Annotated in this window: 1 protein-coding gene; it reads left to right on the forward strand. The window is 34.6% G+C overall.

Annotated elements, in window-relative coordinates:
* The first annotated feature begins 132 nt into the window (after positions 1-132).
* A complete protein-coding gene (locus DES36_RS14610; protein WP_113921955.1) occupies positions 133-1,563 on the forward strand; it encodes a transposase in 1,431 nt (476 codons plus the stop codon).
* Positions 1,564-1,736: the final 173 nt, after the last annotated feature.

A 1,736-nucleotide genomic window follows, 5' to 3' on the forward strand; every position in this document is an offset into this window, starting at 1 on the left:
TAGATAATTGCAGAAAGAGCAAAGCCAACGATATGAAGGCTTTGCTCTTTTGTATTTCAGTTGTCCGTCCCCATAAAATCGTGTAAAATTAAGTTACCACACAAAATCCTACGATTGAAAGGTGACTAGACAATGAAAAACCAGTGTAAACAACTATCTCTTTTTGAGACTTTTAATGAATGCAATCAACTACTTCTAAATGACAAGCCTAAACTTCTACAGTTGCTTGATGAATATCTCGATTTAAAATCATTGATTCCATTTTCATTCTATACCTCTTATTATAACGTATTGGGATGCCATCGTAAATACTCTTTGTGGTCTATGCTAAGCATTTTTCTCTTACAGAAAATCTTTGGTATTCCAACAATAGCGCTACTTCGCATCTTTCTTCAGTTTTCAAAAGAACTCCGTGAGTTTTGTGGCATTGAAAGTGTTCCTGATGATGCTCAGTTTACTCGCTTTAAACAGGATTTTGTTCCACAGCTTGAAGAGATGTTTCATGAACTTGTTGATCTCACTGAACCCATATGTGAACGTATTGATAAGAATCTCGCTTCTATGTTGATTTATGATACCACAGGTATTGAAACATATGTTGCTGAAAATAATGATAAGTTCTTAAACAAAATTATTCGACAGGTCAAAGCCTCGAACAAAGGCAAATCAAATGATCACATACACAATATCGCTTATTCTAGAATGCCTAAAGTATCCTCTGTTAATGACGAAATAAGAAGAATGTATGCTAATGGCAAGTTCTGCTATGCCTATAAATTTGGGATTCTTACAAATGGATTAGGCATTGTAAGGGATATTACTTGTTTTGATCGTAAATTCAAAGCAGAGAATCCAGAACTTGAACTAGAGGTCATGGAGGATAATCCTGAAGAGGAAAAGACAGTTGATGATAGCAAATCCTTAAAGCCTGTAATTTCAAACTTTCTAGCTTTACATCCAAATATTAAGCCTGAAATGTTCTTAGGAGATACTGCTTTTGACACGTATAAGATCTATCCATTTCTACTAAAGGAATGTCATTTTAAAAAAGCATTTATTCCTCTTAGAAAAAGTTCCAAGGCAGAGGATATAGCAGACCCTGCTTTTAATGAATCAGGTTGGCCAGTGTGCCCTCATGATCCTACGAAGGCCTTTAAATTTAAAGGTATTAATTATGACAAGACTCGTACAAGATTAAAATTCATTTGCCCTGATACTCACTACAAAGGAAAAAATCCAGTGTGTTACTGCCAAGATCCTTGCACTCCTTCACGAGAAGGTAGAACTGTAAATGTTCCTATTAACCGTGATTTACGAATGTATCCTGGTACAGTGAGAGATACCGATTCATGGTCAAGTGTTTATAAAAACCGGGCTGTGATTGAAAGAACAATCAACCATTTCAAAGAACCTATGGGTTGTGGCAATCCTAAAACGAGAAACTTAGCCACAATAAAATCGGATATGCTACTAGCTGGTATTACTCAGCTCATTACAGTGATACTAGCTGATAAGATGAACGACTATGAATTGATTAGAAGCTTGAAGCCTTTAATAGCATAAAGGATAAATTTAAAATCCTTATTATGAAGGTTTATTAAATTTACCCTTTTTGAAGACTATGGTATAGAGCTTGAATAAAAAACTGATTTCTACCTAAATTTTTCTGTAAAAATTCTTTATACGCGAGTATCCTAAATATTTACATTATAATTTGCCTATTCCGCAAATGCCTA

The organism is Alkalibaculum bacchi (assembly GCF_003317055.1).
GTDB lineage: Bacteria > Bacillota > Clostridia > Eubacteriales > Alkalibacteraceae > Alkalibaculum > Alkalibaculum bacchi.